Below are 8680 nucleotides of genomic sequence, written 5' to 3' on the forward strand. Positions count from 1 at the left end.
CTAACACCCAGAATATACACATTTTGTGAACTTATCACCGTGTTCTATCGGCATATCTATATGGTCATTACCAAAAGCAGACCACGCGCTTTTAGCATCGAAAACTTGCAGACCTATTCCGCTATGGCCAGGAACTTGTTGAAACGACAGATAAGAATGACCGGTCTTAAATGCATTTAAATCAACCGTTGATAGACCTTTACTTCCTACCGGATGGGTATGCCATCTTGCTGAAGATCCCCACTGATTCCTAAATGCAGTAGACCTCGAGAGGTTATATACAGCTCCCGAGTCATAACTTGTAATGACTTTGCCTATTGAATATCCACCATCAGTATTAGTATATATTTTTGCAAAAACTTCAGCATTGTACTCACTAGAGATAGATAGCGCATTGTCATGTAGCCATTTTGCTGCACCCTGATGCGACTTAAAGGAAGGAAGCTCTTTAATCCTTATGTTTAATTTCTCCAACGCGCTATCTAGACCAGCTGTATCACCATTAAACCGATTTATATAGCTTGATGAATCAGATACGCTCCTTCCGTACAGTTCATTAACCATTTCTTTTGGTATCCCGGCATTCTCCATTGCCATCGCCTGGGCGGCTTCACCAATCGTGGAAGTCCCAAAACCATACTGGGCGATCCCCTCCACTAGCCCAGCAGTTACAGCCCCCACAAATGCTCCTTGTAGCGCACCTTTTAACGATCCAGTGAGAATCGCACCACTAGCAAATCCCGCAGCAGCACCTCCTGCGGCCGCTCCCATAAACCCAGCAGCACTGGGACCATAGCCCGCCCCTAACGCCCATGATGCCATAGCGTTGGAGGCTGCTCCAAACGTAAAGTAGGAAACCACCACAGCAGCAATCACCTTCCAATACTTCTTCACTAATTTAAAAAGTTTTTTAAAGAAGAATCCACTCGGATCCGTATAGCTCATGGGATTGTTCATCACATAGCTATACCGGTTGTAGTTCTGCAGATTGTCCGGAGCCTGGATATGCGGATCGGCCTGCAGGAAGCGACCAAGGGTGGGATCGTAGATCCGACCATTCATATGGATGATGTCAAGGTTTTCTATGTTCTCATGCCCGGTGTACCCCTTGGTGTGCGATGGAGAAATCCCCACACCGAGCAGCGAGTCCGTATGAGTTTGCAGTAGCTTACCCCACGCATCGTAAACAAACTGCTGGATTACATTTCCGCCGTCATCAGTAATGGTGGTCGTCGAGCCCTGATGATCTTTATGCAGATAATAAGTGTCATCAGAGCCGTTACTACGATCAGTAATGATGACATTGCCAACGTAATACTTATGTTCGGTCAGATTGGTTACGCTGGCGCCAGTGCGAACGACCTTCTCGTAAAGCCCATCGACATAGGTCGTGGCATAGTAAGCTGCAGCGCCGTTTTCCTGCTTTTTGTCGTAACGATAGTAACGGGCTCGGTTGCCATCATACTTGAACGTTGTGTAATCGCTTCCTTTGTCAATACGGGATATAAGGTCGTACGAGGTGTACGTAAAGTCTCGTTTACCGTCATAAAGGACGTTGCCGTTATCGTCGTACTCCATCAGATAACTTGCAGGGTTGTTGCGAGTACACTGCGTACCGCTTAGGCCCCATCCTGATGGGCAGGAGTAGTCCAGTGACTGCGTCACTGTTCGTGAGCAAGTTTGTCCGCTCAGAGACCAACCGCTGTCACAATAATATACGTTATCGTACTCCGCATCCTGCGTAACGTACTTTGAGCATGATTGGCCACTCAAAGACCAACCACTCGAACAGGTGTAGCTTACCGACTGAGTCAGCGTCCGCGTGCAGCTATTCCCTGACAACGACCAACCTGCACTGCACGAAGCAGTTGCTGTACTTGTAAGCGTGCGGGAGCAACTAGCGCCTGACTTAGTCCAACCAGCCGAGCAGGAATAGATTGGAGTAGCTGAAAGTGTCGACGTACAAGTCGTGCCTGATTTGGTGTAGCCCGAGGGGCAACTGTAGACAGTTTTGGTCACCATGCATTCCCACTCATAAGGAATGCCAAAACAACGACCAATATCTGGCCCAGATGGGCGAGAGGCTGTAGAGAAAATCTCAGGAATCGTTTGTACAGACGATGTCGCATTAACGGTCTTTGTACATGTTGTACCCGACCGACTGTAGCCCGATGGGCAACTGTAAGTTACGGTGGCGGATTTGGTCTCCTCCTTCGAGCAACTAGTACCGTTAAGCGTATAGCCAGAAGGGCAGCTATAAGTGGGAGTTTTGGACTCATTTTTGATACAACTGTCTCCGGACAGTGTATACCCTGAAGTGGCACAGTAATGTGTTGCATCTTCTGTCAACGTCGTAGAGCAGGTCGTTCCGGAAAGGATATAGTCAACTGGACAGTAGTAGGCGTAATCCAGGTTGGCGGCTTTGCTCTCTACCTTCTCGCAGCTGTTTCCTACCCGAGTGTATCCGGCCGCACAGCTTTCCGTTGCTGGCTGAGTTTGAATATCGTCGCACCATCCATCAGCGCAGACGTCCAGAAGACGGTAGGGATTGGCATTATCGTATTTGTAGTAACCAACGCCTTCCTTAAACTGAATGTTGCCCAAATCATCATAGTCGGTTCGAATTTGATTTTGGGCCAGTCCACTGTAATTTGTAGTGTGCAGGGTTAGACGGTAAAGCTCATCGTAATCGTAGCTGTCCGTCCAGCTTAAAGACGCACTAGAAAGCATCATGTCTCGGGAGCTCAGATTACCCACGCTGTCAAAGCTGTAGGTCAAATCATGCAACGTACCGCTATTGCCCAACAGCATGATGTTATTGATAAAGCCCGAATCGGATTGGAAACTCTTGTTTTCGATAACGCCATTGCCGTAACTCACGCCGGTGACGTTGCCACGTACATCCATGGCCGAAATGGTTTGGTAGACTTTTCCACTTGAGGCGTTACTGCGCTTGACCAAGTAACCATTCTCGTTGTAGTGGTGGCGTACAACCAGGCCGTTGTTCGGATAAGTGACATCATGTACCCTTCCGACTGCATCATAGGTGTAGCTGGTCGTGTACAAGACATCATTTAGTCGAGATGTTGTGCTTTTTAGTTTGCCGTCATCGTAGTATTCGTATGTTTTTTGAGTAACGACATTAGTGCTGGTGCAACTGGTTTCGCTCGCGCCTAAGGTCTTTTCCACCACCAGAAAACCAGCAGTGCCGTTAGCAGCAGTGCCATACTCCCAACAGGTTAAACCTTCAGATTCAACTCGTTTAATTTTACGGCCGAGAACATCGTACTCCAGGGTCATCACCTCGGCTCGGCCATTAGTTTGACTAATAAGTTCGCCAAAGGCATTGAACTGATAGTGCCAAGTTCCTTTATCTGGATCGAAGGTTTGGTATTTCCTTCCATAATCGTCAAATAGAGCTGTAGTTCGCTCGTAGCGGTGGCCGTTTTTAGGCGTCACCGAAACGGCGACCAGATTTCCATAGGCGTCATAGTCATACTCAATAACTCCACCCAGTTGGTCAGTTACCCGCACCTTTTCACCAAGGGCATTGAATTGAGTAATGGTCTGGTTTCCTAAGTCATCCTCCGCAGTGACTGTTAGACCCTGATAGTAACTGGTAGCATATGCACCGTGCGGCATATTCTGTGCAATAACTCTCGAGTAAACGTCATACTCCACTGAGGTCGCGTAGCTTGAAGGTGACCCCAGTCCAGGCTCTGAAGTACTTGATACACGCCCCAGGTTGTCAAATTGAGTCTCGACCACAATCCATTGAGAACTGCCATCATCAAAGGGCCGTTTAAGTTGACCGATTTGACGACCAAACCTGTCCATAACCTTTTTGGTTGCAGGAGCACCATTAGGACGAGAAAGCACCGCCATATGAGCCCCGGTAATCCCCGAGCAATCGCCGCACAGATCATAGGACGTAATGATTTCTGTGCCATCGGGTGACACGGCCTTGATTTCCCGCCCCCACTCGTCAAATGTCCGAATACTCACTTGGCCGTTGGGGTCCGTTTTAGCGATGGTGTGAATCACACCAGCCACCGCATCCGCCGTTAAGCCGTTATATCGATAGCTAACGGTTTCTCCAACCGAATTAGTCTGGATGTTGGGGTAACGCCCTTTAGAACCATAGTTAGAGGTGCTAGTCCGGATCTGCTTGAAAGAGCCATCCCTGTTTATGCCGCCCTCGACGGACTCGCTGATCCGATTACCATACTTGTCGTAGCCGTAAGTAGTGACAAGTTTAAGATTAGCGTCATTGGGAGCAGTAATGGACTGCTCCAGAATGCCATCGCTGTTGTAAACAAAGCTCGATTCCCGCTCAATGTCCGTCGACATATCAGCGTTACGGCGTTTGGTGACCTTGGAATAGCTCAGGCGACCTTTGGCAGCACCGCCACCATAACCCTCATAAAGATTGGTGGTAACAGTCTGTTCCTCTTCCAGGCCTGTCACTAGGTTGTTTGTTGTGACTGTGATGAATTCTGGATTACCGTAATTGTCATGAATAGTTGAGGTATGAACCTCAACGGTGTCACCAAATCCAATCTCGTTTCGATATTCAGTATTCGTGGTGGCTAGCACATACTGGCCCAGTGAAGACATCGTTGACGAGTAGACGTCATAACCGGTTGTGGCGTGGTGAATGACTTGCTGCCCTAAACGTTGAGTCGTACTTTTGGGCAGGCCAATTTTGGGAAATGATTGCTCATAGACTGTGGTTGTCTCTATACCAGTTTGCTCGTCGATTGTTCGAAGGTATTCAAACCCGAGCAATCCGCGCCCTGAGCGGTTGGCCGTCAGCCCCCCGTACTCATAACGAACGGCAAGTTCGTTTATATCATTCACCTCAGTAGCAACGCGCTTGACCACCAACATAGGGCTTACAATGGCAAAGTTTCCATCTAGGTCAGCGGCACTGGATACCTGGGTTGGGTAAACGACGGCATTGCCGCCTTCAATATCCGTTAAGCGCGCATATTCAATCCTAGTCTCGACGCCATACCCATCGGTGATGCGACTAATGGTGTCGTTATGCTCACTGAGCAGATTGTCATGGCGATACCACTCTGAGGAAGATGCGGAAAACAGACTCAGCTTTCCCTCTCCAAACGCATCAGCAAAACGGAGAATTCTAGTGTTATCAATATCGATATTTCCCCTATCCAACCAGACAATGTCTGAACTGACGGCTGTGGGAATGGACATGAAAATATCGAAGGCGTTGGTGCTGCGCGGAACCAGGATATCTGAACGACCATCATTATTAAGATCAACGAAGTAAGTCTGATACTTTTTGATACTGTCCGTAATAATGCCTGTGCTAATTTCCCGCCCAAAGTCATACCCGGTAGACGGCCGCACACGCCATTCGTTGTTCGCAACATATGCGATATCAGTAAGGCCATCGCCATTGAAGTCGGTCACTCTCAAGGTGTCAACTTCACTGGTATTGGGGATGACCTGACGCAAACTCAAGCCATTGCCATCTGCAACATACAACCGCCAGAAACGGTCGGTCACCCAAGTGCCCACGTGGTCAGTAACGCACTCCTGCTCGGAGTGGACGAAATCAATCACATCACCGTTGCGAAAACACTGACTTTCTGTGACACGGAGAACTAAATCTGTACGGCCATCGCTGTTGATGTCGATCAGAGAACTGCTCTTGAACCCAGCCGACGCCCTAAACAACCCGAAGTCAGAAGACATCGGGTCTTTACCAATGCCGAAGGTATAGAGATCTTGCGCCGCTGCGAAGGCACCACCTGTGTTCTGATACCAGCGGATTTTCCCATTATCGATAAACAGAATATCTTCAAGTCCATCACCATCAGGATCCGCAATGGTGACGTTACCTTCTAAACCAATGGCTTTCCTGCCGGTGGGCAGTTTCTCAAAATTGGTGACCTTTATGTTCGGTTCACACGCTGTGGGATTTTTCCCGTAAATGTCACATACCTCAGAAACAGTATTGACGGGATCGTATCGAAGAATATGCCAATCAGATGATTCACTATCAGCCACCAGCAAATCACGCTGCCCATTGCCGCTGAAGTTAATCGAGTGGGCGTACTCGTGTTTTCCAGCACCTGTAGTATCGAGCGTTAGCGTGCTTCCCGTACTCAACCGATGAAGTTTCCATTCGGCATTGGTTGAATAAACCATGTCTACCAGTCCATCACCGGTCATATCGAAAAATTGTGCCGTCTCACGGTTATTGATGGGCAAGCTAGTAGATTTGGGATAGGAAAAGGGTTCGAATAGTGTCGCAGGGTTTAAAATCCATCTGGACTCAGGGTTGTCTTTGGTGTGTGGGTCAGCATCATGGAGAACCTCTATCCAATTTGAGCCCTCCGGCTTATTGGTTGGCTTATTCCAGTCGAAATTAATAGGGACTGAACAATTTCCGGTGTCCCCAACTGCACAGCGCTTAATCGATGTAAGGTAAGTACGCTCTTCAATAACCGATGAGCTGTTATAAGCCAAGTGATAACTGGACTCGGTTTGGCCATCCGTAGAGATGGTTACGGTAGAGAGAAGCCGAGTAACATTCAGTGGAGAGCCGATAATGTAACCACTTTGGGGCTTAGGGGTGGAAGTGTACCCGAAGTCAATTCGATGATATGGCAGTTCCGAACCGTGGCCCCCATATGCGATGGCTTGAAGATAGTGTTCACCAATATTACTGTCGTTTTCGTAGTGATAGCTGATGTAGTTGCCAAAAGGGTCAACCGTTCCAGACTGAGCCCAAAACAGTGCAACGGATTGCTCCTGGCCATTTTTTCCCTTGAACACCGCAGTTGATGAGGTTGCTGTACCGTCGGTATCTTTAAGTGTCACGCCAAAGTGCGCGGTAGCATCACCATAGTAATGGACATCGCCATCCTTGCTCTCCACCTTAAAGGCTAGGGGCCCTCCGGCTGTCGCGGTCCCTTGGGCGGTAACTCGGATGAACGATTCAACCTCAGTCCGGTATATTGAACCCGCCTCCCCATAGCCAGCGGGACTCTCTGTTGCCAGTATCAGGCGCTGACCATCTAAGCAAAATCTGTCTGTCGCGGTAAGGTCAACACCAATTAACGCACCATCTGTAGCAGGGGTCTGTTGACATCGTGTAATCGTTGAGTGAGCTCTTAGACTGAATCCGACGCCGATATAGCCACCGTTAAGAGAGGAGGTGTATGAGAGGGATACTTGGGGTGCAACTTCGCCACGTGCTTTAGGTAATATCAGCGGTAGCTGATATGTTGCGGAACCTTGCTCGTTAACTCGAAACTCTGCCTGAAGCGCAACCGTAGAAGCAATAGCATTTCCCTGGAGGGCGCAAAAAAAGCCAATTACCGCAATCCATCGCATCATAAACACTGCCCACACAACAACAATAAAACTTAAGGTTGCGCATTATTAACATCCGCACCAAAAACAAGCAACATCAATAGCCTCGGAGCAATCACAATGAATTAAGTTTTTTATAAGTTTCTGCTTTGTATAAGTTCAAGCATAAGATTTTCTGTCGGCTAAAAACCATTGGACAGAACGTTCAAGTATAATATTGCAAATTTGAATTTTTAATTTTGTAGTGGCTCAGACTTCACCTTTCAGTTACCCGTCCTTCTTGAGGTGGCTGTCAGGTCAAATCAGCTCAGCTGTCTCTCTTCCCAAGCCGATTATCCATCAAGCAAAGTGGCCATTTGTAAACATCCCGCTTTTAGTGGCACTCATAATTAGAGCTTTCCGGTGTGGTTTATTTGGCCAGATACTCCCACGGAGTCAGATCTCCCAGTGAGTCATGTGGCCGCTCTTCGTTGTACTCTCGGATCCAGTTGTCCGTTAGTTCGCGCACTTCATTCAAGGTCTTGAACACGTACATGTTGAGGATTTCATCCCGATAGGTGCGGTTGAACCGTTCAACGTATGAGTTCTGTGTCGGTTTGCCTGGCTTGATGAAATCCAACTGGATGCGGTGATCTTCGGCCCACTCGGCCAGCGCGGCGGAGATGAACTCCGGGCCGTTGTCCATCCTCACCCTGGATGGGTAGCCCCGCCAAGCGACGATGCGCTCCAGTACCCGGATGACCCGCTGGGCCGGCAGATTCAGATCCACCTCAATGGCCAGGGCCTCGCGATTGAAATCATCAACCACGTTGAAGGTCCGGAAGCGTCTGCCGCAAAACAGGGCATCGCTGACAAAGTCCATCGACCAACATTGGTTGGCCGCGGCTGGAACGCACAGTGGCTCTGGATTGCGAGTGGGCAGCCGTTTTTTGCCACGGTGTCGTTTGTTGAGCTTTAGCTCGCAGTAGAGCCGGTGAACCCGCTTGTGACGGCGTTGTTGAACAAATTCTGGGGAACCATCTGACTGTTCGTTGATCTGATCTCGTGACCATCAATCCGGGAACAACGCCATGAGCAAGTCGAACCGCAAGATCATCAACTGGAAGCAGTATAACGATGCCTTGGTCAACCGAGGTTCACTGACCTTCTGGCTTGATGAAGATGCAGTCGGTAAGTGGCGTTGTCAGGAACACCATGGTGGCCGAGGCCGGGGCTTCGAATACAGCGACTCAGCTATCGAAACCGCCTTGATGCTTAAAGGGATTTTTGGCCTGTCCCTGAGAGCAACCGAGGGCTTCATTAACTCATTGTTTGAGCTGATGGGTGTGCC

At 48.8% G+C, this 8680-nt stretch carries 2 protein-coding genes and 1 pseudogene; 1 reads left to right on the top strand and 2 read right to left on the bottom strand.

Annotated features, from left to right (window positions below; all coding sequences use genetic code 11):
* Nucleotides 1–7374, bottom strand: a complete 7374-nt coding sequence (locus BLT77_RS18425; protein WP_143026684.1) for an RHS repeat-associated core domain-containing protein — start codon at nt 7372–7374, stop codon at nt 1–3.
* Nucleotides 7375–7759: 385 nt separating this feature from the next.
* Nucleotides 7760–8338 (bottom strand): annotated as a pseudogene (locus BLT77_RS18430) (IS3 family transposase); the annotation flags it as partial.
* A gap of 82 nt (nt 8339–8420) precedes the next feature.
* Here BLT77_RS18430 and BLT77_RS18435 point away from each other — a divergent pair.
* Nucleotides 8421–8680: transposase (locus tag BLT77_RS18435; RefSeq protein WP_176819385.1), on the top strand; the 260-nt coding region annotated here is incomplete at its 3' end.

Origin of the sequence: Ferrimonas sediminum, assembly GCF_900100175.1 — a bacterium.
GTDB classification, from domain to species: Bacteria; Pseudomonadota; Gammaproteobacteria; order Enterobacterales; family Shewanellaceae; genus Ferrimonas; species Ferrimonas sediminum.

Coding starts and splice junctions, on each gene's coding strand:
- BLT77_RS18425 (WP_143026684.1), bottom strand. CDS start 7,374: ATGATGCGATGGATTGCGGTAATTGGCTTTTTTTGCGCCCTCCAGGGA.